The organism is Agromyces sp. NBRC 114283 (genome assembly GCF_030268405.1).
Classification (GTDB): Bacteria; Actinomycetota; Actinomycetes; order Actinomycetales; family Microbacteriaceae; genus Agromyces; species Agromyces mediolanus.
Genome location: NZ_BSQP01000001.1, coordinates 2067565 through 2090162, shown reverse-complemented (window position 1 = coordinate 2090162; position 22598 = coordinate 2067565). Strand labels below are relative to the sequence as shown.

Genomic DNA, 22598 nt, shown 5'->3' with positions numbered 1-22598 from the left:
TCCCTTCCGCGCCTACCCGACGAGCTTCTGCGCGAAGACGTGCGGGGTGAATCCGGTCAGGTCGGCGATGCCCTCCCCCTGACCGACGAGCTTGATCGGCAGGCCGGTCTTCTCCTGCACCGCGAGCACGAAGCCGCCCTTCGCGCTGCCGTCGAGCTTCGTCAGCACGAGGCCCGTCACCCCGCCGTGCTCGATGAAGGCCTCGGCCTGCGCGAGGCCGTTCTGCCCGGTCGTGGCGTCGAGCACCAGGAGCACCTCGCTGATCGGCGCCTGCTTCTCGACGACGCGGCGGATCTTGCCGAGCTCGTCCATGAGCCCGCCCTTCGTGTGCAGCCGGCCCGCGGTGTCGATGACGACGATCTCGGTGCCGTCGCGCTTGGCCTGCTCGACCGTCTGGAACGCGACGGATGCCGGGTCCTGCCCCTCGCGCTCCGGGCGGACGATGGCGACGCCGGCGCGCTCGGCCCAGGTCGCGAGCTGATCGACGGCCGCGGCGCGGAAGGTGTCTGCCGCCCCGACGACGACGCTGCGGTCGTAGCTGCGGAGGAAGCGGGCGAACTTGCCGATGGTCGTGGTCTTGCCGACGCCGTTGACGCCGACGACGAGGACGACCGCCGGACGCTCGGTCAGCCGGAGCGTCGGATCGTACTTCGCGAGCCGCTCCTCGACGACCTCGCGGAGCATCCGCTGGACGTCACGCGGGTCGGTGGTGCGGTACCGCTCCACCTGCGCCTTGATCTGCTCGACGATCTCCTCGGTCACGGCGGGGCCGAAGTCCGCGGTGATGAGCGCCGCCTCGAGATCGTCCCAGGTCTCGTCGTCGATCGTCTTCGCACCGAAGATGCCTCGGAGCGCCGAACCGAGCGACCAGGATGCGCGTTCTGCCATGCGTCGAGCTTATTCGTTCAGCGATGCCCGTCGGAGCACGCGCCGAGTCCGCTCAGGGCACCACGGCGATGGCCGAGAGCTCGTTGAGCGCGTCGAGCACGGCCTCCGGGTCCTGCCCCGTGCAGTCGATCGTGAGCGTGAATCCGAGCCCGGGCTGCGCGAGGGCGCGTCCGGCGACGACCCACTGGACCGTGCCGTCGTCGCCCACGACGTAGCGGGTATCGACGTCGTCGTTGCCCGGCACGCCGAGCGCGAAGCCGCCGTCGACCGCCACCTCGCCGACCTCGGCCGCGGTGGCGCCGAACACGACGGCGAGCATCTCGTCGGTGGCGATGCGGTCGTCGCCCGAGCTCGTGTCGACGTCGCCGATGAAGCCCTGCCAGTAGGCGGCCGTGCAGGCCCCGTCGGCCGAGGTGTAGCCCCAGTTGCCGTTGCCGTCGTCCGGGCTGGTGAGCGTCCACCCGTCGTCGAACATGAGCCCGTCGGCCCACTCCGCGGTCGAGGCGGAGGTGAGCAGCGCGCCGTCCTCGAAGGACAGCTCGTCGAGCTCGGCGGCGTCGGTCTCGACGATCGGGTCGTCGCCCGCGCTCGTGCCGCCGCCGTCGATGCGCTGCGCGTTCGTCACGTCGATCGGGAAGCAGCCGCTGAGCGCGAGGGGCGCCGCGACGGCGGCGACGATCGCGAGGGCGCGGAGTGCGGAACGAGGTGCGGTGCTGACGGTGCTCATGCGGCCAGCCTAGCCATCCGCCGGGATCCGGCAATGGGGAGCGCTCCCCGCCGCCGCGCGTCGCTCAGCTCGCCGCGCGCTCCTCGCGGACCCGCTGACCGACGACGGCGGAGACGCCGTCCTGGCGCATCGAGACCCCGTACAGGGCGTCGGCGATCTCCATGGTGCGCTTCTGGTGCGTGATGACGATGAGCTGGGACGCCTCGCGGAGCGACTCGAAGGTGGTCAGCAGCCGGCCGAGGTTCGCGTCGTCGAGCGCCGCCTCGACCTCGTCCATGATGTAGAACGGGCTGGGGCGCGCCTTGAAGATCGCCATCAGCAGTGCGACCGCGGCGAGCGAGCGCTCACCGCCGGAGAGCAGCGACAGCCGCTCGATCTTCTTGCCGGCCGGCTTCACGCTGACCTCGATGCCCGTGCTCAGCAGGTCGTCGGGGTTCGTGAGGAAGATGCTGCCCGTGCCGCCGGGGAACAGCACCGGGAACACCTCGGTGAAGGCGTCCCTGGTGTCCTCGAACGCGGCGCGGAAGATGGCCTCCATCTTGCCGTCGATCTCCTCGATGATCGTCAGCAGGTCCTTGCGGGTGTTCGCGAGGTCGGTGAGCTGCTCGGTGAGGAACTGGTGGCGCTGCTCGAGCGCCGCGAACTCCTCGAGCGCGAGCGGGTTCACCCGGCCGAGCTGGGCGAGCTTCCGCTCCGCCTGCGCGAGCCGCCGCTGCTGCACCTCGCGCGAGTACGGGGTGGCTTCGCCGTCCTCGGTCTCCGGGGGCACCTCCTGCTCCGGGCCGTACTCGGCGACGAGCACCTCCTCGGTGAGCCCGAGCTCGGACTCCGCTCGCTCGGCGAGCGAGGCCGCGTGCAGCTTCTTCTCGTAGATCCGCAGTTCGAGGCCGTGGACGTCCTCGGTGACCGACTGCAGGCGCTCGCGCACCTGGGACTCCTCGCGGCGGACGGCCTGCAGCTGCTCGTTGCGGCTCGCCCGCTCGGCCTCGGCCCGGCCGAGCGCGACGCGCGCCTCGGCGACGGAGGCGTCGACGGAGGCGAGCGCGGCGGGCAGCGCCTCGGCGACCCGGCTCGCCGCCTCGAGCTGGGCCCGACGGATGACGGCGCGCCGGGCGGCCTCGACCGCCTGCTGCTGCTCGGTGTCGAACTGCCGCTCGAGCTGGGCGATGCGAGCCTCCTCGGAGCGCACCCGCTCGCGGATCGTCTCCACCGCGAGCTTGGCCTCGACCTCGCGTTCGCGCGCGGCGTCGAGCGCTGCGACGGCACCGTCGCGCATCGAGGCGTCGAGCACGGGCCTGGGCACCGCGCGCGCCGCCTCGTGCGCCGCCTTGGCCGCCTCGGCGGCGGTCTCGGCCTCGCCGACGCGCCCCTCGGCGCTCGCCGCCGCCTGGCGCAGGCGATCGAGCTCGGCGTCGGCCGCCTCGAGCTGCACCCGGGCCCGGTTGAGCCGTTCGGTGCGCTGGGCGAGCTGAGCGTCGAACTCGCGGAGCGCGGTCAGCGCCTGCTTGGAGACCTGCTTCGCCTGCTCGTGCGCGGTGCGCTCCTCGGCCAGGGCGGTGCGGCTGCGCTCGAGCGCGCCGCGCAGCTCGTCGAGCGCGTTCTGGGCCTCGTCCCGCTCGGCGACGAGCTCGATGCGGCTCTGCTTGCGGCCGGAGCCGCCGCGCAGCACGAAGCGGCCGACGACGGTCCCGTCGCGGGTGATCACCGTCATCGGGCGATCGAGCTTCGCGAGCGCGGGATCCGCGGCGCGCACCGCGTCGAGGTCGTCGGCGACGAGCACTTCCGCGAGCAATGCACGCACGCCCGACGGCGCCGTGACGACCTCGGCGGCCGGCGTGAGCCCCGGCACGTTCGGCGTCGCGGTGGCGGCCGGGACGCCGCCCGCGTCGGCGAGGGTGATCGACACGCGCCCGAGATCGCCGTCCGCCGCCGCGGCGACGGCGCGGAACGCGGCATCCCGGTCGTCCACCAGCACCGAGTCGGCGAGCGAGCCGAGCGCCGCGGCGATCGCGGCCTCGAAGCCGGAGCGCACCTGCATGCCTTCGGCCAGCAGGCCCCGCACACCGGGCACACCGGCGGCGACGAGAGCGGCCGAGCCGTCGCGCTGATCGAGGGCGAGCGAGAGCGCCTGGGTGCGCGCCTGCAGGGCGCCCTGCTCGCGCTCGAGCCCGTGCAGTTCCTCCCGGAGGCGCTCGATCTCGGCCTCGGATTCGAAGACCGCCGCCTGGGCGAGCTCGTACGCCTCGTCGAGATCGGTCTCGCCGGCGTCGTCGCTCTCGGCCTGCTGCTCGGCCTCGGCGAGCGCGGCGGCGGCCGCGGTGCGGCGGGCGTCGGCCGCCTCGAGGGCATTGCCGTGCCGGAGGACTTCGCCGCGGGCGGAGGCGAGCTTCGACGCGGCCGCGTCGGCCTGACCGGCGAGCTTGGAGAGCTCGAGGTCGTAGGCGGAGACGAGTGCGCTCTGCTTCGCGATCTCGGCGTCGACCTCGTCGAGCGCCGCGCGGGCGACCCCCGTGGCCTCGTGCGCGAGGTCGAGCTCGGCGGCCGCCGTGCCGATGCCGTCGCGGAGCGCTTCGAGGGCGTCGATGGCGTGCACGATGTCCTGCCGGCTGACGGTCGGCACGGTCTCCTGCGTCTCGCTCTGCCCGCCGAGCAGGGCGATCCGCTGGCGGGCGAGCGTGTCGACGGCGCGGAGGGCGCTCTGCGCCTGCTCGAGCTCGAAGCCGAGCGAGCGCGCCCGATCGACCTCGTCGCCCTCGAAGGTCTGCTCGAGCGCGGTGACCCGGGCCTGGTGCTGCTCGAGCTTCTCCTGCAGGACGAGCCGCTCGGCGTGCCGCTCGTGCTCGCTGCGGCCGTGCTCCTCGAGGGCGCGGCGCAGGCCGGTCAGTTCGTCGGCGAGGAGCCGAGCCTTCGCGTCGCGGACGACGGCGGCGATGCCCGCGGCCTCGCGCGCGACCTCGGCCTGGCGACCGAGCGGTTTCAGCTGCCGGCGGATCTCGCCCGCGAGGTCGGAGAGCCTCGTGAGGTTGGTCTGCATCGCCTCGAGCTTGCGGAGCGTCTTCTCCTTGCGCCGACGGTGCTTCAGGATGCCCGCCGCCTCCTCGATGAAGCCCCGGCGGTCCTCCGGGCTGGCGTGCAGCACCGAGTCGAGTCGACCCTGGCCGACGATGACGTGCATCTCCCGCCCGAGCCCGGAGTCGCTCAGCAGCTCCTGCACGTCGAGGAGCCGGCACTGCTCGCCGTTGATGGCGTACTCCGACTGCCCGCTGCGGAACAGGGTGCGCGAGATCGTGACCTCGCTGTACTCGATCGGCAGCGCGCCGTCGGCGTTGTCGATCGTGAGGCTCACCTCGGCGCGGCCGAGCGGGCCGCGGGTCGAGGTGCCCGCGAAGATGACGTCCTCCATCTTGCCGCCGCGGAGGGTCTTGGCCCCCTGCTCGCCCATCACCCAGGCGAGCGCGTCGACGACGTTGGACTTGCCGGAGCCGTTGGGCCCGACGATGCACGTCACCCCGGGCTCGAAGGCGAAGCTCGTGGGCTGGGCGAAGGACTTGAAGCCTTTGAGCGTGAGGCTCTTGAGGTACACGTCCCACCTTCCTGCTCCGGGCGCTGCGGACTACCGTAGCCGAGTTCTCCCCCGCGGGCGCGGCGGAACGCCGCAGGATGCCGGACGGGCGCGGGCCCGCTCGCGGCCGCCCCGTACGCTGAAGGGCATGGAGATCCGTCAGATCCCGATCCCCGAGTGCCTCGGCGTCCCCGCCGCCCGCGAGTTCGAGCAGGCGGCGCTGCTGCTCGCGGCGATCGAGCACGAGACGTGGGGCGACGACGACTTCGCCCTCAGCGCGGCAGAGCTGCTCGCCGCGGCACGCGGCACGCACCTGCGTCGGGTGGCGTTCGGCGCCTGGGAGGGCGACGAGCTCCTCGGCCGTTCGTCCGCGGTGTGGGACGAGGACCCGGAGGCCGAGTCCGCCGAGGTCCACGTCGTCGTCGCCGCGCGGCACCGCCGTCGCGGCATCGGCCGCGCGCTCCTCGAGGTGGCGGAGCGCGCCGCCATCGACGCCGGCAAGCTCGCCCTCGACTCCTTCTCCGATCACCCCGAGGCGAGCCTCGCCGGACCGGGCGACGGGCTCAGGGCGCCCGCCGAGACAGCCGGCGATGCCGAGATCCCCGCGGACTCCCCCGCCGCCGGGTTCGCGGCGGCGACCGGCTACGAGCTCGGCCAGATCGAGCGGGTGAGCCTCCTGGATACGGCCGGCCGCGCCACGGAGCTGCAGGCGCAGCTCGGCGCGGTCGAGACATCCGCGGCGGACGCCGGCTACCGGGTGGTGGCCTGGCGGGATGCCGCCCCGGATTCGCTCGTCGACGCGTACGCCGCGGCCCGCGAGCATATGAGCCGAGACATCCCGGCCGGGGCACTGCAGATCGACGCGGAGCGTTGGGATCGCGCCCGCGTGCGCGCCTGGGAGTCGGAGCTCCTCTCGGGCGGAACGACGCTGCTGAGCTGCGCCGTCGTCGACGCGGGCGGCGACGTCGCCGGCTACACCGTGCTCGAGCTGCCGCCCGGCCGCCCCGTCGCCTACCAGGACGACACGATCGTGCTCGGCCCGCACCGCGGCCACCGGCTCGGCCTGCTGCTGAAGCTCGCGAACCTCGTCGCACTGCAGGAGGCGGCGCCCGAGCGCACCCGGGTGCACACCTGGAACGCCGACGAGAACGCGCACATGCTGCGCATCAACCTCGGGCTCGGCTTCCGGCCGTACGGGCTGTCGGCCGCGTGGGAGCGGCGGGTGGCAGCAGCCCACCGTCCCACGTCGCTCAACTGACGCGCGGCAGCGCCGACGGACGCGGCCGGGCCCCTGGGTAGAGTTGCGGGCGTGACCGGAGCCCCCGATGACCCCGAGCTGATCGCCGCAGGCAACCCTGCCACTCCCCCTCGACAGCTGGCCGACATCGCGACCCGGCGTCACGATCTCCACGCCTTCATCCTCGCCAACCCGAGCACGTACCCCCGGCTGCGTCAGTGGATCGCCGAGGTGAACCCCGGCTCAGCGCAGACGCAGATCACCGCGCCACCGGTCGCACCGCGCCGCACGGGACTCGGCTGGATCTTCGCCGGCTGCGGGTGCGTGACCTTCGTCGCGGTCATCGTGATCGCCGCCGTGGCGATCACCGGGCTCGCCACCTCTGTCGCAGCGGGTGGAGGATCAGACGGGACCAGTCGCACCGCCTCGACGTTCGAGGACCAGCTCGCCGTCATCCGTACCGAGAGCGCGGAGTACGAGAGGCTCGCAGCCCAGCTCGACGGGAATCCCGTCGCTCCCCTGGTCACGCAGCCCGCCAGGTTCCAGCGGCTCCAGGCCGATGTGGAAGCACTCGAGGCGAGCACAGCCCTCGAGACGGTGAGAGCGGCGCAAGCACGGCTGCTCGCCGAGCGCGCAGCGCAGTACCGCTCCGATCTGCAGGGCCGCATCACGGCCGCGGAGGGTCGTCGCGCGAACGCATCTGGGACCGACGAGGAGCAGCTCGTCGACAGCGCGGGGAACGGCTTCATCGACATCCAGTGGAATGCGGACTCGAAGTGCAGCGCGTCGAAGAACCCGGAGCGCACCACGGCGGGCTGCGTGACCAACACGCCGGAGCAGCTGATCGTGCACGTCCTCCCGCGGGAGCACCGACTCGGCGGCGGCGAGGCCGCCCGACTCACCACGCTGCACGAACTGGCGCACCTGTACCAGAGCATCGACGCGGCGACCACCGCCGGCGGCGAGGATGGGCCGGCGATGAAGCTGAAGAACGCGGGGCTGTTCCAGGGCAGCAGCGAGGTCATGTCGGATTGCTACGCGCTGACCTACCTCGGCCTGCAGTCCCTCACCGTCGGAGACGCCACGCTCGGGTACGGCTATGTCTGCACCGACGCCGAGCGGCAGGCGATCCGGGACTGGGCGAAGGAGATCCACGCCCCGATGCCGGGCTGAGCAGCGCGGTCAGCGCAGCCGTTGACAGCGCGGGCAGCGGTGCGAGCTGCGGTTCATGAACGGCTCGCGCACCATGAGCGTGCCGCAGCGCGGGCAGGCCTTGCCCTCGCGTCCGTACGCGTTCAGCGAGTGCGCGAAGTACCCCGAGGCGCCGTTCACGTTGACGTACTGGGCGTCGAAGCTCGTGCCGCCCTCGGCGAGGGCCTTCTGCAGCACCCCGCGCACGGCCTCGAGCAGCTCGCGCGCCCGGCGCGCGCTCACGCTCGACGCCGGCTGCTCGCCGTGCAGGCGCACCGCCCAGAGCGACTCGTCGGCGTAGATGTTGCCGATGCCGCTCACCAGGGTCTGGTCGAGCAGCACCCGCTTGACGGCGGAGTGCCGCTTCGCGAACGCCGCGAGGAAGGCCCGCTCGTCGAAGGCCGGATCGAGGGGGTCGCGCGCGATGTGCGCGACCTGGCTGGGGACGTAGCCCGCCCATTCCCCCGTGACCTCGGCCGAGAATCCGGCGGGGCGGCCGTCGGGCGTCGGCGCCATGCGGTCGATCGCCATCGAGCCGAAGATGCGCTGGTCGACGAAGTCGACGCGGAGCTCGCCGTGCGCCTCGTGCTCGAGGTGGATGCGGATGCGGGCGTGCGCATCGCCGCCGGGATGGTCGGGAGTGCGCAGCAGCACCTGGCCGCTCATGCCGAGATGGGCGACGAGCGCGCGCGGGGCGGCGGGAGCGTCTGACGCCTGAGTCCGCCCGGCCGGTTCCCCGCGCAGGATCGGCAGCCAGAGGAACTTGCCGCGGCGGACCGCGGCGGCGAAGCGGGCGCCGACGAGTCCGCGCTCGAAGTCGCCGCTCGCCGGGTCGTGGCGCTTCAGCGAACGCTGGTCGAGCACCTCGACCCCGGTGACGAGGGCGCCGGTGACGGCGGGGGCGAGGCCGGCGCGGACGACCTCGACCTCGGGAAGCTCGGGCACCTCAGCTCGCGTTCAGCGAGGTCCAGGCCTCGAGCGCCGCGGCCATCTCGGCCTGCTTCTTGCTCGATCCTTCGCCGGAAGCCCGGACGAGTTCGCCGACGGACACGGTGGCGAGGAAGTGCTTGCTGTGATCGGGGCCGCTCTCGGCCACCTCGTACACGGGCGGCGGGGCGCCGAGGCGGGCCGCGGCCTCCTGCAGACTCGTCTTCGGGTCCATCGCCGCCCCGAAGCGAGCGGGGTCGCTCATGAGGGGGCTGACGAGGCGGAGCACGAGGGCCGTCGCCGCGTCGTCGCCGGCGTCGAGGTAGGTCGCGCCGATGATGGCCTCGACCGTGTCGGCAAGGATCGACGGCTTGTCGGCGCCGCCGGTCATCGTCTCACCGCGGCCGAGCCGGATGAACGGACCCAGCCCGATCGCGCGGCCGACCTCGGCGAGCGCCGCGCTCGAGACGAGGCTCGCCCGGCGCTTGGCCAGCTCGCCCTCGTCGAGCTCGGGGTGATCGCGGAACAACCGCACCGTGACGGCCTGCCCGAGGATCGAATCGCCGAGGAACTCGAGTCGCTCGTTCGTCGGGATGCCGCCGTTCTCGTACGCGAACGACCGGTGCGTGAGCGCGAGCAGCAGCAGTTCGGGGTCGATCTCGATCTGCAGCGTCTCCTGGAGCGCTACGAGGTCTCGATCCGCAGGTCCCGTCTGCCGCGCGCGCGCCACGACCGGTCGTTCGGAGTCCGAGGGCCGACTAGACGTCGGCGACCTTCCGGCCCTTGTACTCGAGGAAGAGCGGGGTGCCCGCCGAGTCCTCGACCACGCGTGCGCGGTGCGGGAGGCTGTAGGTCACCTTGCCGTTCTCGACGGTCTTGACGAGCGTGGGGACCTCGGCCTTCCACTGCGAACGGCGCGCGTGGGTGTTGGCGCGTGACTTCTTCCGCTTGGGAACAGCCATGTCTCTCTCTCAATCTCTCTCAGATTCAGCACTGCCCTCGGCAGCGCCCTGGTCTTCGGAAGCCTCGAACCCCGCGAGCGCGGCCCATCGCGGGTCGCGCTGCTCGGGGGTGACGAGTTCCGGATGATCAGCCAGACGCTGCCCGGTCACAGGGTCGAGACCCGGGCAATCAGGCCGGCACACCGGCTGGAAGGGCAGTGCCAGCACCACCGCATCTCGGATGAGCGGTTCAAGATCCACGTGGTCGTCTTGAACCTCATACTCGAAAGCTTCCCCAGAATGATACGCGAAAAGCTCTTGGAACTCGACTTCGACGGGCAGGGCGATGTCGATGAGGCACCGGCTGCACTCCCCCTCGGCCACCGCATCGAGCTCGACGCTCGCGAGAATCCCCTCGTGCACGGACTCGAGTCGGACGTCGAGCTCGAGTTCGGAGCCCTCGCGGACGGCGACCAGGCCCTCGCCGAGCTGGGCGGGGGCAGCGAGATCGAGCTCGACCTCGCGCATCTCGCCCGGGCGGTGCATGAGGTCGCGCACGGTGATGCGGTACGGGGAATCGTGATGGGCCACGATCGGCCATTCTACGCGCGCGCAGCCGCCCGGCGGCCCGCCCGCGCCGTATCGAGCAACGACGCCGGCAGCAGCCGGGCGCGCCACCGGGCGACGGGCGACGCGCCGGCGCGCAATGCGGCGACGAGCTCGACGAGCGCTTCCTCGGACGCCGGCGCCGCGGTCCCGGGCGGACCGTACCTGGCTCGCTCGACCGAATCCCGCAGCGCGTGCAGCGCCCTGCGCGCCCCCTCGTCGAGCCCGCCCAGCTCGTCGAGCAGTGCCTCGGCGGCCTCGCGCGGGGTCAGTGCGTCGTCGGCCCCGGCGGGGAACCCGAGGTCGCTCGCGGTGGCCATGGCCTCCCGCCACGCGGCATCCGCCCCGCGATCGTCGCGGCGGATCCGGCGCAGGCGCACCCGACGCACCCAGATCCGAACGGCCGCAGGTAGGAGCAGGAGCAGCGCGAGCGCGAGGGCGACGAGCGGCCAGACCGCCGGGTCGTTCGTCGCCGCGGACGTCCGGCCGCCCGAGAGCTGCCGCTCCGGGTCGAGATCGGGCCGGGCGCCGGGCGTGGGCGCCGGTGTCCCGGGTACGCGCTCGGGCGCCGGGGCGGTCTCGCTCGCGCCGGGGCGGGAGTAGTCGGGCACCGTCCCGCGGCCGGGCGTCGGCTCGAAGGGCACCCAGCCGACGCCCTGGAAGTAGAGCTCGGGCCAGGCGTGCAGGTCCTGGCTGTCGACCTGGACGACGGAGACGTTCTCGACGCGCTTCGTCGTGGGCGTGCCCGCGGTGTAGCCGACGGAGATGCGCGAGGGGATGCCGAGCTCCCGGGCGAGGACGGCCATCGTCGAGGCGAAGTGCACGCAGTACCCCTCGCGCTGCTCCAGGAACTCCGCGATCACGTCGAGCCCGCCGCCGTCGTACCCCTCCTCGACGGGCGCCTCCACCGAGTAGCTGAAGTCCGCGCCGCGCAGATACTCCTGGATGGCGACGGCCCGGTCGTAGGCGGTGCCCCCGCGCGCCCCCAGCTCCCCGGCGAGTTCGCGGATCGACGCGGGGACGTCCTCGGGGAGCGCGGTGAACTCCTGGATCGACTCGGGGATGCGGTCCCCCGCCGCACGGAGCTGCTCGGCGGTGGGCTCGATCTCGAGCATGGTCGCCCGGTACTGCTGCCCGCTCGTGTCACTGTCGGCGCTGCGCACGGTGAGGGAGCCGCGATCCCAGAACCAGGAGCCGTCGAGCCCTTCGACGGAGGCGACCGGGTACGGCAGCGGCAGCCAGGTGGTGCGCAGCTGCTGCACTGTGACATCGATGGGGTGCTGCGAGCGCGCCACTTCGTCGCCGAGGCCCGTCGGGGTGGGGAACTCCGTGACCGCATTGTCGCCGTCGATGCGACGCTCGCTGGGGCCCCAGACCTCGCCGTCGAAGCGATCGATCGTGAGCAGCCGGAAGTACGGCCGGTCGCCATCGCGCGCGACGTAGCTGAAGGCGGGCACCGCGTCCGGCCGGCGCAGGTCGCGCCCGAGGTCGAGGAACGGGCTCACGCCGCGCGCGAACAGCGCCCCCTGGCCCCCGGTGCCGAGCAGCAGGCTCGTCGAGACGCTCGGGGTAGAAGCGGTGAGCAGCGAGGCGGCGACGAGCCCGGCGGCGGCGAGCCCGACGGTCGGCAGCAGGGTCGATCCGATCGGCATGCGCTGCGGCGCCGTGATGCGCACCTCGTCGTCGTCGTGCTGGGCGAGCGCGGCGCGGCGCCGCACCCGCACGTCCACTCGCAGCAGAAGGAGGAACGCGGCGGCCGCGAGCACGAGCGTGCCGACCTCCGCGCCGTCCTCGATGAGGAATCCGGGCACCAGGATCGGCACCATCGCCGGTGCCGCGGCCAGCGCCGGGAGCCTGAGCGTGTGCACGGCGAGGTCGACCGCGACGGCGAGCAGTCCGGTCCCGAGCGCGAGCGCGAAGGCCAGCGGCGGGACGACCACGGCCGGGACCGACTGCTGCTGGATGGTGCGCTGCGCCCCGCCCAGGAGCTCCCCGAAGAGGCCGAAGGTGTCGGCGGTGGGGATCAGGAGGAGGAACGAGCTCGCTCCGCCGAAGAAGAGGGTGAGCACCAGCAGGAGGATGCCGAGCTCCCCCACCGGCACGAGGGAGGCGGGGACGCGGATGGCCCGGAGGCCAGCCCCGCCGAAGAGCACCGCGGCCGCGGTGGCGGCGCAGAGCCACCACCAGCCGGCCCCGGCGAGCAGGGGGCCCAGCGCCATCACCGCGATCACGAGCAGGAGGAATGCGGATCCGCTCAGCGCCACCGACTGCAGACGGCTGAGCGGGGCCCGGTCACGGCGCATCGCGCTCACCCGCCAGGAACTCGTCCCACGTCGTCTCGCGGGCGGCCGGCGGCACCGGCATCCGCCCGGGACCGAACGCAGTCGTCAGCTCGGCGGCGCGACGGATGCGGACCACCCGCCAATCCGCTCGTTCGAGGGCATCGACCGAGCGTTCCGCCACCGTCGGCAGCACCACGGCGACCGCCGGGGCGAAGGCGGGACGGAGCGCGGCGAGTTCGGCCAGCCGTTCCTCGGCCGGCCGGACGAGGACCGCGAATCCCGGCATCGGTGCGCGCCGGTCCCGAGTGGCGGTGAGTCGTGCCGCGCCGCCGGCGCGCTCGTCGCGGGCGGGGCGCGCACCGCCGTGCTCCCGCCGGCGCGACGCACCGGGTGCGGGGATCCGGGCGAGGTCCTCGAGGAGCACGGCGGCCCCGCCGCCCGGTTCCCGGTACTCGCCCCGCCCCGGCGCGCCCTCCTCGAGCGGGTCGAGCCGCAGCCGGTATCCGCGGTCCAGCAGGTGGATGCCGATCGACGCGGCGACCTCCACGGCCAGCTCGAACTCGAAGTCCGGCGCGTCCCCGCGATGCGCGTCGTCGCCCCGGCTGCGCGGCGCGGAGTCGAGGAGGAGTCGCGCCTCCGCGTCGCCCCGCTGCTCCTCCTCGCGCACCATCAGCTCGCCGCGCCTCGCCGTCGCCGCCCAGTTCACCCGCCGGAGCGGATCCCCGTAGCGGTACTCGCGGGCGATCAACTCGTCGGAATTGGGGTGGGTGCGCCGCTGCAGACCGTGCCGGGTGCCGTCCACGGACGCCGTCCGGGCGACGGACCCGTCGATCGCCGTGACCCGCGGCGTCACCAGCAGCTCGCGCTCCCCGCCGACCGCGCGCCGCATCACGGCGAGCCCGAACGGGTCGCCGAGCGAGAGCTGCAGCGGCCCGACGGGGTACGCGCCGCGCCGCGGGGTGCGGAGCAGGTAGTCGAGCCGGACGGTGTCGTCCCCGCTCGGCAGCGTCCGCTCCCACGGTCCGACGCCGGGGAGGATCTCCTCCCCCGGTGCGAGCAGGGGCGCCGGCGCCTCGTCGCGCCACCTCGCCCCGTCGAACGGTCGCCGAGAGCGGTTCTGCACGGTGAGCCGCACCCGCGTCGACCCGCCCGCCGCCACCGTGGCGGGCGCGAAGACGCGGGTCACCGCGAGCTTCGGTATCCGCAGGGCCGCGTAGCAGAGCCCGACGACGGGCATCGCGATCGCGACGAAGGCGAGCAGCAGCACGTCGCGGAGATCGAACCAGAGGCTCACGCCGGCGAGCACCGCGCCGATCACCACGAGGGCCGTGCCGCGCCGCGTCAGCCGCGGGACGGTGCGCGGCTGACGGCGGGTGGATGCCGGCACGGCTAGTCCCTTCGCGCGCTGCCGATCGGCACCGGCGTGTCGGCGACGATGCGGCGGACGACCGCGTCGATGAGCGGCCCGCTGTCGTGGTCGTGCGAGCCGAGCGCCCGGCTCGTCGGGACCAGGCGGTGGGCGAGCACCGGCACGGCGAGCGCGTCGATGTCGTCCGGGAGCACGAAGTCCCGGCCGTGCATCGCGGCATGCGCCTTGGCGGCGCGGACGAGCTGCAGCGTCGCCCGCGGGCTGGCGCCGAGTCGCAGCTGGCGGTCGTCGCGCGTGGCGCGGGCGAGTTCGACCGCGTACTCCTTGACCGGTGCGGAGGTGAACACCCGCGACACCGTGCGGATCATGCCCTGCAGCTCCTCCAGCCCGACGACGGGGTCGACGAGCTCGATCGGGCTCGCCGTCTCGCGCGTCGACAGCATGGCGAGCTCGTCGGCCTGTGCCGGATATCCCATCGAGATGCGCGCCATGAAGCGGTCGCGCTGCGCCTCGGGCAACGGGTAGGTGCCCTCCATCTCGACCGGGTTCTGCGTCGCGACGACGACGAAGGGGCGGCCGAGGCGGTGGGTCACGCCGTCCGCCGTGACCTGGTGCTCCTCCATGCACTCGAGGAGGGCCGACTGCGTCTTCGGGCTGGCGCGGTTGATCTCGTCGCCGATGACGAGGTTCGCGAACACCGGTCCCGGTTTGAAGGTGAAGCTGCGGGAGGACTGGTCGAACACCGAGACGCCCGTCACGTCGCTCGGCAGGAGATCCGGGGTGAACTGGATGCGGCTCACGGTGAGATCGACGGAGCGCGCGAGCGAGCGCGCCAGCATCGTCTTGCCGACGCCCGGCACGTCCTCGATCAGCAGGTGCCCCTCGGCGAGGAGCACGGTGAGTGCGGCGACCACCGCGTCGCGCTTGCCGCTGATGACGGTCTCGACGTTCTCCACGATGGCCGCGGCGCGGGCGCCGACCTCGTCGATGCCCGGATCCGGCATCCCCGTCATGGTCGCAGCGCCCGCCTCGCTCACGGCGTCATCGCCGCCGCGAGGTAGTCCGCGACGGAGGCGGGCACATAGGGCCCGACGTCGCCGCCGAGGGAGGCGACCTGCCGCACGAGCGAGCTCGACACGTGGGCGTTCGCCGGATCCGGCAGGAGGAAGACGGTCTCCACACCGGCGAGGTGGCGGTTCACGATCGCCATCGGCGTCTCGTAGGCCACATCGAGCTGGGAGCGGATGCCCTTGACGAGCACGCTCGCCCCGACATCGGTGCAGTAGTCGACGAGCAGCCCCATGCTCCAGCTCGCCACGACGATGTCGCCCTGGATGCCCGCGTCCGAGATCGACTGCTCGATGAGCGAGACGCGCTGCGCGATGGGCAGGAGGGCGCTCTTGTCGGGGTTGTGCACCACGACCACGTGGACTTGGTCGTACAGCCCGGCGGCACGCCCGATGACATCGAGATGTCCGAGGGTGACGGGGTCGAACGAGCCGGGAACGACGGCGATCCGCTGCATGGCTCCAGCGTAGTGCCCGGCGGAGCCGCCGAGCCGGCCGCCTCAGCTCTTGCTCAGGAACTCGCTCGCCTCGTCGTCGAGCCGCCGGCGCACGGCCTCCGCGAGCGCCGGGTGGCCGGCCAGGCCCGGGTCGGCCGCGAGGACCTCGGCAGCGTGGCCGCGCGCCTCGCCGATCAGCTCGGCATCGCGCACCACCCGCAGCAGCTTCAGCGAGGAGCGCCCGCCCGACTGCCGCGCGCCCAGCACATCGCCCTCCTGGCGGAGCTCCAGGTCGACCTGGGCGAGCTCGAAGCCGTCGAGCGTCGCCGCGACCGCCTCGACGCGCTGCAGCGCGACCGAGCCGGGGACCGCCCGGGTCACCAGGAGGCACAGCCCCGGCACCCCGCCGCGACCGACGCGACCGCGCAGCTGATGAAGCTGCGAGACGCCGAAGCGATCGGCGTCCACCACGACCATGGCGCTCGCGTTCGGGACGTCGACGCCGACCTCGATCACCGTGGTGGCGACGAGCACGTCGATGTCGCCCGCGGCGAAGGCGCGCATCACGCGGTCCTTCTCGTCGGCGGCCATGCGGCCGTGCAGCGGCTCGATGCGGGCCGAGCCCAACTGCGGATGCTCCCGCAGCTCGGCGAGGGTCGCGAGGACGGTGGCGGCCGGCGCGGCGTCCGTCTCGGCGGGCTCGAGCGGCTCGCCATCGTCCTCCGTCTGCTTCTGGTCGATCGCCGGGCAGACGACGAACGCCTGCCGCCCCTGGGCGAGCTCCTCGGCGAGCCGCTCCCAGATGCGGGACCGCCAGGCCGGACGGATGGCGAGCGGCACCACCTGCGAGGTGATGCCGGCGCGGCCGGCGGGCAGCTGCCGGATGGTCGAGACGTCGAGATCACCGAACACTGTCATCGCCACCGTGCGCGGGATCGGCGTGGCCGTGAGCACGAGCACGTGCGGCGCCGTGCGGCCCTTCAGGCGCAGCGCCTCGCGCTGCTCGACGCCGAAGCGGTGCTGCTCGTCGACCACGACCAGGCCGAGGTCGGCGAAGGTCACGCGGTCGCCCATGAGTGCGTGGGTGCCGACGACGATGCGGGCCTGGCCCGCGGCGACCCGGAGCAGCGCCTTGCGCCGCTCGGCGGCGGGCAGCTGGCCGGTGACGAGGGTCGGGATGAGCTCGGCGGAGAGCTCGGGGCCGAGCACCTTCGCGATGGAGCGCACGTGCTGGGCGGCGAGCACCTCGGTGGGCGCGAGCAGCGCCGCCTGCCCGCCCGTGTCGGCCACCGCGAGCATCGCCCGCAGGGCCACGAGGGTCTTGCCCGAGCCGACCTCGCCCTGGACGAGCCGGTTCATCGGCGCGGCGCTCGCGAGGTCGTCGGCGATCTCGCGACCGACCTCATGCTGGTCCTCGGTGAGTTCGAAGCCGAGCGCCGCGTCGAAGCGTTCGAGCAGCCCGCCCGGCTTCGGCCGGCGCTCGATCGCCGCGTGCGAGCGGAGCGCCGCCCGACGCTGCAGCAGCGCGGTCTGCAGGACGAAGGCCTCGGTGAAGCGCAGCGTGCGCCGCGCCCCCTTCCAATCGCCCTCGGTCGAGGGCCGGTGGATCAGTTCGAGGGCCCGGCGGTGCCCTTCGAGCCCGCGCGCCTCGCGCACCTCGGCGGGCAGCGGGTCGTCGACGCGGCCGAGGCCGTCGAGCACGAGCGCCATCGACTTCGCGAGCTGCCAGCTGGCGATCGTCGAGGTCGCCGGGTAGATCGGGATCGGCGCCTGCGCCCAGCGCACCGCCTCGGCCTCGTCGACCGTGCGCGGGGTCTGCTCATCGAAGAGCTCGTAGTCGGGATGGGCGAGCTGTCTGGCGCCCTTGTACGAGCCGACCTTGCCGGCGAAGATGCCCCGCCGGCCCGGCTGCAGCTCGTTCTGCCGCCACGACTGGTTGAAGAACGTCAGGATGAGCACGCCGTTGCCGTCGGAGATCTTCGCCTCGACGATCGAGCCGCGCCGCTGCCGCATGGGCCGCTCGCGGACCTCGAGCACCTCGGCCACGATCGTCACGTTCTCGTCGAGCGGCAGCGAGTCGAGCGCCGTGAGCTCGCCGCGCATCGCGTAGCGGCGCGGGTAGTGCGAGAGGAACTCGCCGACGGTGCGGTAACCGAACGCGCGCTCGACGGCCTGCGCCGTGCGCGAGCCGAGCGCCGTCGCGAGCTTCGACTCCAGGGCGAAGGAGCCGGGCTCCACGCTCGGCTCGGCTGCTGCGGCGGTCATGCCTCGATCGTAGGCCGTACCCCCGTCAGCGCCTCGATCTCGGCCGTCACGAACGGATCGTCGGGGCGCTCGGCGTCGAGCGCGCGCTGGATGGCCAGCGCCTCCTCGGTGCGCCCCAGCGTGCGCAGCGCCCGGGCCATCGACCAGCGCGCGACCCGCAGCTGCTCGGCGCTGCCGTACTGCTCGGCGGCTTCGGCGGCGAGGGTGAAGTGATGCAGTGCGGCGACCGGGTCGTCGCCGTCGTGCTTCGTCCAGCCGAGGTTGTTGTGCAATGCGATGCCCCAGCGCAGCACGCGCGGGTCGCGGGAGCCGGCGAGGACGTCGAAGCCCTCCGCCGCCCACTCCTCCTCGTGTCCGCCGTCGGTGAGCGCGAGCATGTGCAGGCCGTCGAGCACGAGGAAGGCGGCGCCCGCGGCAGCGGCCTCTCGGACGGCACGAGTGAGCTCCGGCAGCGCGTCCTCCGGGCGGCCCGCGGCCGCGTGCAGTCGTCCACGCTCGAGCGCGACGCGGGCGCGCAGCTCGGCGGCCTCCGGCCCCGACTCGGAGCCGGGAGCCGCGGCGGCCACGCCGTCGAGCACCGCGAGCGCCTCCTCGGTGCGGCCCTGCAGTCCCACCGCCCGGGCGAGCTGCGCGGCCATCACCGCGCGCTTGTGCGCGCTGCGCTCGGGATCCGCGGATGCCGCGCGGAATCGCTCCTCGCTCGCCACCGGATCGGCGAAGTCCCACAGCCGATCGATCTCGCGCTGCTCCGAACCCCGATGATCGGGCGAACTGGCTGACAGGTCGGTCGAATCCTCCACCTCACCATCATGGCAGCGCGCCCCCCGAACGGGCGACCCCTTGACGACGGATGACGCGCCCGGCATGCTGTCCGCCGATACACTGCCTGGAGCATGACGCGCATCATCGCCGGCTTCGCCGGCTCCCAGACCCTCGCCGTCCCCCGCTCGGGCACCCGGCCGACGAGCGACCGCGTGCGGGAGGCGATCTTCTCCGCGCTGGAAGCGCGGGACGCCATCGACGGAGCCCGCGTACTCGACCTCTACGCCGGGTCCGGGGCCCTGGGGCTGGAGGCCGCGAGCCGCGGTGCCGCCGAGGTCGTGCTCGTGGAGCGCGCGAAGCCCGCCGCGGACGTCTGCCGCAGGAACGCCGACGCCGTGCGCCGTGCGGCGCCCCGCGACGCCGCTCCGAGCGTCCGGGTCGCTCAGCGCAGCGTCGCGGCCTTCCTCGAGCCCGGCGCGGCGCCCGGCCCCTGGGACCTCGTCTTCATCGACCCGCCGTACGAGCTGGGCGAGCCGGAGCTCGCCCGCGAGCTCGCCGCGCTCGCCCCAGTGCTCGCGGAGGGCGCGCTCGTGGTCGTGGAGCGCAGTGCGCGCTCCCCCGAACCGGTCTGGCCCGCGGGGATCGAGCCCGAACGTCGCCGCGACTACGGCGAGACGACGCTGTGGTGGGCCGTGGCCGCGGATCAGCCCGCGCGCCCGTCCCAGCCCGAGTAGGGGTCCCAGCCCAGCGCCTCCACGGGTTCGCCGTCGAGCGTCAGGCGGCCGTGGCCATCGACCACGCGTCCGATCCGCTCGAAGGGGGCGGGCAGCGCGGTGCCCGGCGGGAAGGTCGCGAGCAGTCCGTGGTCCTCGGCCCCCGCGAGGGCGAGCCTGGGGTCGGCTCCCAGCGCGGCGGTGTCGAAGTCGAGGCCGACGCCACTCGCCACCGCGATGCGCCGGGCGTCACGGGCGAGGCCGTCGGACACGTCGAGCATGGCGGTGGCGCCGGCCGCCGCCGCGGCGACGCCCGCGAAGACGGGCGGCCGCGGGGCGAGCTGCGCGGCGAGGAGTTCCGGCTCGCGCCGACGCAGCTCGGCGGCGAGCGAGGCATCCGGCTCCCCCGAGGCGTCCCGCGCCTCGCCGAACAGCAGCGCCAGCCCGCGCGCCGCATCGCCCCTGGCGCCCGCGTGCGCCAGCACGTCGCCGACGCGGGCCCCCGAGCGCAGGACCGGCGTGCGCCCCTCGAGGTCGCCGAAGGCGGTCACCGCGAGCGTCAGCACGGTCGAGACGGAGAGGTCCCCGCCGACGACGCCGGCCCCGGGGGCGAGGGACGCGAGCGCCTCGCGGAGGCCGTCGGCGATGCCCTCCAGCACGGCGACGTCGAGCTCCGGCGGGGCCGCGATCGCGACCGTCAGCGCCGTCGGCCGCGCCCCCATCGCAGCGACATCGGTGAGGTTCGTCGCCGCCGCCTTCCAGCCGAGCTCGTGCGGCGTCGACCAGGCGAGCCGGAAGTCCGGCCCGTGCACCATGAGGTCGGTCGTGACGACAAAGCGGCCGTCGGCGGCGGCGACCACCGCGGCGTCGTCGCCCGCGCCGAGCAGCGCGGACTCCCCGGGCGCGAGCCTCGGCAGCACCCTGGCCAGCACCGCGTCCTCGCCGAGCCGTCCGATCGAGGTCGCGGCGCTCAGAGCGTCTTCCATGGCTCCCACGCTAGCCTGGCCTGGATGTCTCTCCGCTCCGCCCGGCTCCGCCGCGCCCTGCGCGCCGCAGCCGTGACCGCCCCCGCCGCCCTGCTGCTCGCCGCCTGCACCCCGATCGTGCCCTTCGACCCCGCCCCCGAGGCCTCGGACGCCGACTGCGCCTCGCTCGTGGTCCGCCTGCCGGACACCGTCGCCGAGCTGCCGAAGCGGGAGACGAACGCGCAGGGCACCGGAGCCTGGGGCGAGCCGGCCTCGGTCCTGCTGCGCTGCGGCGTGCCCGTTCCCGGGCCGACGACCGACCGCTGCGTGAGCGTCGACGGCATCGATTGGATCATCGACGAGTCCGACGCCCCGCGCTACCTGTTCACCACGTACGGCCGCACGCCGGCCGTCGAGGTGCTCGTCGACAACGACGTCGTCGGCGGCACCACGGCGATCGCCGACCTCTCGAACGCCGTCGGCGTCATCCCCGCCGACGGCGGCTGCACCTCGGTCGACGACCTCGGCGAGGTGCCCAGCGAGGGCTGAGCCGTCCGCTCAGCGCGCGCCGCGCGCGTGGCCGACCTCGACGAGGCGGGTGATGAGCTCGGGATAGCTGAGCCCCGAGTTCAGCCAGCACGTCGGGAACATCGAGATCGGGGTGAAGCCGGGCATCGTGTTCACCTCGTTCACGACGTAGCCCTCGTCGGTCAGGAAGACGTCAACCCGGGCGAGCCCCTCGGCGCCGAGCGCCTCGAAGGCGCGCCGTGCGACGCGCTGCAGCTCGAACAGCTCGCCGTCGCCCAGATCGGCCGGGCAGACGAGCTCGACGCCGGGCGCGTCGAGGTACTTCGCCTCGAAGTCGTAGAAGTCGCGGCCCGAGACGATGACCTCGCCGGCGACGCTGACGCCGACCTCGCCGGGCTCAGGCCCCTCGAGCACCGCGATCTCGATCTCCCGCCCGGACACGGCGGACTCGACGAGCACGCTGCGGTCCTCGGCGAACGCGACGTCGAGCGCGGCGTCGAGCCCGGACCAGTCGTTCACCTTCGTGACGCCCACGGAGCTGCCGGCGCGGGCCGGCTTCACGAACACGGGCAGACCGAGCGCCTGCACCCGTCGCTGCCACAGCACCGGATCGGCGTCGAGCGCCGCACGGGTGAGCGTCACCCAGGGGGCGACCTGGATGCCGGCGCCCTCGAGCAGCGTCTTCGTCGCGTGCTTGTCCATGCCGGCCGCGGAGGCGAGGACGCCGTTGCCCACGTAGGGCAGGCCGAGCAGCTCGAGCAGGCCCTGGATCGTGCCGTCCTCCCCGAAGCGGCCGTGCAGGATCGGGAACACCACGTCGACGTCGCCGAGCGAGCGCGTGTCCGAGCCGCCTTCCGCGGACGCCGTCGTGACCCGCAGCTCGCGCGAGACGGCGCTCTCGGGCCAGCTCACCCGGGTGCCATTGTCGACGACCTCGGGCAGCTGCGCCGGGTCGAGGGCGAAGCGCGCCGGGTCATCCGACTCGAGCACGAACGCGCCGTCGCGGGTGATCCCGACCGGGATCACCTCGAAGCGGTCACGATCGATCGCCCCCAGCACTCCCCCCGCCGTAGCGCAGCTGATCGAGTGCTCGCTTGAACGCCCGCCGAAGAGCAGAACCACCCTGAGCTTGTCCATCGTTCGTCCTTTCGCCCTGGGGCTCGTCGTCGGTCGTGAGGTGAGGGGCGATGTCGCGCGGAGCCAGCGTGCCGGCGAGCACCTGGCGCACCTGCTCGACGATGGGCATCGCGACGCCCTTCGCCTTCGCCAGCTCGAGGATCGGGCCGACCGAGGCCAAGCCCTCCGTCGTCTGCTGCATGCGCTCGACGACGTCCTTCAGGTGGTAGCCCTGCCCGAGCAGCCGACCCGCGGTGTTGTTGCGCGACAGCGGCGACTGGCAGGTGGCGATGAGGTCGCCGAGCCCCGCGAGGCCCGAGAGCGTCTCCGGCTGCGCGCCGTACGCGACCGAGAAGTCCGTCATCTCGACGAGGCCGCGCGTGAGGATGGAGGCCTTCGTGTTCTCGCCGTAGCCGGCGCCGTCGACGATGCCGATCGCCACCGCGATGAGGTTCTTCAGCACGCCGCCGAACTCGGTGCCCGGCACGTCGGTGTTCACGAAGGAGTGGAAGTAGCGGTTGCGCGACACCGAGGCGACGGCTTGCGCCGTCTCCAGGCTCGAGGAGGAGACGACGGCCGCCGTCGGCTGCTCCTTCGCGATCTCGAGCGCGAGGTTCGGGCCCGAGATGACCGCGATGCGCGATTCGTCGATCGGCAGGACCTCGGCGATGACCTGGCTCATGCGCAGGCCGCTCGCCTTCTCGACGCCCTTCATCAGCGAGACGACGATCGCCTCGGCGTGGAGGTGCGGCGTGATGGCCTCGAGGTTGTCGCGGAGCGACTGGCTCGGCACCGAGATGTACACCTGCTCGGCCCCGGCCAGGGCCAGGTCGAGCCGGCTGGTCGAGCGGAGCCCCCGCGGCAGGTTGATGCCGGGGAGGTAGTCGCTGTTTCGCTGCGCCTCCTGGATCTCGCGCGCGAGCTCGGGCCGCCGGGCCCAGAGCATGACGTCGGCGCCGCCGTCGGCGAGGATCTTCGCGAAGGTCGTGCCCCAGCTGCCCGCCCCGAGCACCGC

Annotated in this window: 20 protein-coding genes; 4 read left to right on the top strand and 16 right to left on the bottom strand. The window is 73.5% G+C overall.

The annotated features are described in order from the left end of the window. Positions 1 to 12 precede the first annotated feature (12 nt). The 3 genes from ftsY to smc all read right to left on the bottom strand — a co-directional run bounded on the left by ftsY (position 13) and on the right by smc (position 5198). A complete protein-coding gene (ftsY, locus tag QSJ60_RS10075; protein ID WP_285463521.1) occupies positions 13 to 888 on the bottom strand; it encodes a signal recognition particle-docking protein FtsY in 876 nt (291 codons plus the stop codon). 52 nt (positions 889 to 940) lie between these two features. Then, positions 941 to 1615 (bottom strand): hypothetical protein, encoded by a 675-nt coding sequence (locus QSJ60_RS10070; RefSeq protein WP_189084780.1) that lies wholly within the window; start codon positions 1613 to 1615, stop codon positions 941 to 943. A 64-nt stretch (positions 1616 to 1679) separates the two neighbouring features. Continuing rightward, a complete protein-coding gene (gene smc, locus QSJ60_RS10065) occupies positions 1680 to 5198 on the bottom strand; it encodes a chromosome segregation protein SMC (protein ID WP_285463520.1) in 3519 nt (1172 codons plus the stop codon). A gap of 127 nt (positions 5199 to 5325) precedes the next feature. Here smc and QSJ60_RS10060 point away from each other — a divergent pair, with 127 nt between their 5' ends. Both QSJ60_RS10060 and QSJ60_RS10055 read left to right on the top strand, forming a co-directional pair. Continuing rightward, on the top strand, positions 5326 to 6435 hold the full coding sequence (locus QSJ60_RS10060) for a GNAT family N-acetyltransferase (protein ID WP_285463519.1): 1110 nt from the start codon (positions 5326 to 5328) through the stop codon (positions 6433 to 6435). 51 nt (positions 6436 to 6486) lie between these two features. After that, on the top strand, positions 6487 to 7587 hold the full coding sequence (locus QSJ60_RS10055; RefSeq protein WP_285463518.1) for a variant leucine-rich repeat-containing protein: 1101 nt from the start codon (positions 6487 to 6489) through the stop codon (positions 7585 to 7587). Positions 7588 to 7596: 9 nt separating this feature from the next. On the opposite strand, the gene mutM is transcribed toward QSJ60_RS10055, so the two are convergent. The 10 genes from mutM to QSJ60_RS10005 are packed head-to-tail and all read right to left on the bottom strand — an operon-like array spanning position 7597 to position 18299. Further along, positions 7597 to 8550: a bifunctional DNA-formamidopyrimidine glycosylase/DNA-(apurinic or apyrimidinic site) lyase gene (mutM, locus tag QSJ60_RS10050; protein WP_285463517.1), complete on the bottom strand. Its 954-nt coding sequence runs from the start codon at positions 8548 to 8550 to the stop codon at positions 7597 to 7599. A 1-nt stretch (position 8551) separates the two neighbouring features. Beyond that, a complete protein-coding gene (gene rnc, locus QSJ60_RS10045; protein WP_189084775.1) occupies positions 8552 to 9262 on the bottom strand; it encodes a ribonuclease III in 711 nt (236 codons plus the stop codon). Between the two features lie 28 nt (positions 9263 to 9290). Then, on the bottom strand, positions 9291 to 9494 hold the full coding sequence (gene rpmF, locus QSJ60_RS10040) for a 50S ribosomal protein L32 (RefSeq protein WP_067950558.1): 204 nt from the start codon (positions 9492 to 9494) through the stop codon (positions 9291 to 9293). A 9-nt stretch (positions 9495 to 9503) separates the two neighbouring features. Then, positions 9504 to 10064 (bottom strand): YceD family protein, encoded by a 561-nt coding sequence (locus QSJ60_RS10035; protein WP_502871385.1) that lies wholly within the window; start codon positions 10062 to 10064, stop codon positions 9504 to 9506. A gap of 11 nt (positions 10065 to 10075) precedes the next feature. Beyond that, the gene (locus tag QSJ60_RS10030; protein WP_285463516.1) at positions 10076 to 12382 is read right to left on the bottom strand and encodes a transglutaminase TgpA family protein; all 2307 of its coding nucleotides are present in this window, start codon (positions 12380 to 12382) and stop codon (positions 10076 to 10078) included. Next, a complete protein-coding gene (locus QSJ60_RS10025; protein WP_230763162.1) occupies positions 12372 to 13748 on the bottom strand; it encodes a DUF58 domain-containing protein in 1377 nt (458 codons plus the stop codon). The genes QSJ60_RS10030 and QSJ60_RS10025 overlap by 11 nt, the downstream gene beginning before the upstream one ends. 2 nt (positions 13749 to 13750) lie before the next feature. After that, positions 13751 to 14734 (bottom strand): AAA family ATPase, encoded by a 984-nt coding sequence (locus QSJ60_RS10020; RefSeq protein WP_189084772.1) that lies wholly within the window; start codon positions 14732 to 14734, stop codon positions 13751 to 13753. A 29-nt stretch (positions 14735 to 14763) separates the two neighbouring features. Next, the gene (coaD, locus tag QSJ60_RS10015) at positions 14764 to 15255 is read right to left on the bottom strand and encodes a pantetheine-phosphate adenylyltransferase (protein ID WP_189084771.1); all 492 of its coding nucleotides are present in this window, start codon (positions 15253 to 15255) and stop codon (positions 14764 to 14766) included. A 42-nt stretch (positions 15256 to 15297) separates the two neighbouring features. After that, positions 15298 to 17499, bottom strand: coding sequence for an ATP-dependent DNA helicase RecG (locus QSJ60_RS10010; RefSeq protein ID WP_230763160.1), 2202 nt, complete (start codon positions 17497 to 17499; stop codon positions 15298 to 15300). Beyond that, positions 17496 to 18299, bottom strand: coding sequence for a tetratricopeptide repeat protein (locus QSJ60_RS10005; RefSeq protein ID WP_230763158.1), 804 nt, complete (start codon positions 18297 to 18299; stop codon positions 17496 to 17498). Before QSJ60_RS10005 ends, QSJ60_RS10010 begins: the two co-directional genes overlap by 4 nt. A gap of 93 nt (positions 18300 to 18392) precedes the next feature. Between QSJ60_RS10005 and rsmD the strand changes: the two genes are divergently transcribed. Next, entirely contained in the window at positions 18393 to 18995 is a 603-nt protein-coding gene (rsmD, locus tag QSJ60_RS10000; protein WP_230763156.1) for a 16S rRNA (guanine(966)-N(2))-methyltransferase RsmD, read from the top strand. Here the strand turns inward: rsmD and thiL are convergent. Continuing rightward, on the bottom strand, positions 18965 to 19960 hold the full coding sequence (gene thiL / locus QSJ60_RS09995; protein ID WP_285463515.1) for a thiamine-phosphate kinase: 996 nt from the start codon (positions 19958 to 19960) through the stop codon (positions 18965 to 18967). The two genes, rsmD and thiL, sit on opposite strands and share 31 nt — an antisense overlap. 24 nt (positions 19961 to 19984) lie before the next feature. On the opposite strand from thiL, the gene QSJ60_RS09990 reads away from it, so the two are divergent. Then, positions 19985 to 20488, top strand: a complete 504-nt coding sequence (locus tag QSJ60_RS09990; RefSeq protein ID WP_230763153.1) for a DUF3515 domain-containing protein — start codon at positions 19985 to 19987, stop codon at positions 20486 to 20488. A 9-nt stretch (positions 20489 to 20497) separates the two neighbouring features. Here the strand turns inward: QSJ60_RS09990 and QSJ60_RS09985 are convergent, their stop codons facing one another. Next, positions 20498 to 21604 (bottom strand): D-alanine--D-alanine ligase family protein, encoded by a 1107-nt coding sequence (locus tag QSJ60_RS09985; protein WP_230763151.1) that lies wholly within the window; start codon positions 21602 to 21604, stop codon positions 20498 to 20500. Further along, entirely contained in the window at positions 21504 to 22595 is a 1092-nt protein-coding gene (locus QSJ60_RS09980) for an NAD(P)H-dependent glycerol-3-phosphate dehydrogenase (protein WP_372458615.1), read from the bottom strand. The genes QSJ60_RS09985 and QSJ60_RS09980 overlap by 101 nt, the downstream gene beginning before the upstream one ends. Positions 22596 to 22598 lie beyond the last annotated feature (3 nt).